1 pseudogene is annotated in these 327 nt (G+C 37.3%); it reads right to left on the bottom strand.

From position 1 onward, the window contains the following. Nucleotides 1–251, bottom strand: a pseudogene (locus tag ACWA1B_RS22435) (nitrite reductase); the annotation flags it as partial. Between the last annotated feature and the right edge of the window lie 76 nt (nt 252–327).

The following is a 327-nucleotide window of genomic DNA, read 5'->3' as shown; positions in this document are numbered from 1 at the left end:
AGATAGCGCTGCACTCCTTTTGGACACAGACGGCCTTCATTGAAAGGAAATTCCATCCAAGGTTCAAAACCCACCACTTTATTGTCTTTTACAGATAATTGTATGCCGCATTGCATACCGCAGAAACAGCAGTGTGTTTTTACAATATCATCAGGTTCGTCTCTTCCATCAGAGCCATCAACTGGAGCATAGTTTAAATGCGGTCCAAAATCTTCAATTATTTTTTCTATTTGTACTGGTAGTTTTGCCATGTCTAATTTTAGTTTTTTTTGTTTCAAGTTTCAAGTTTCAAGTTCTGTGTGGAACTTGAAACCTTAAACTTGAAAC

Source organism: Flavobacterium xizangense (assembly GCF_054075145.1).
The sequence above is the reverse complement of the archived record's forward strand: the minus strand, read 5'-3'. Positions and strand labels throughout refer to the sequence as shown.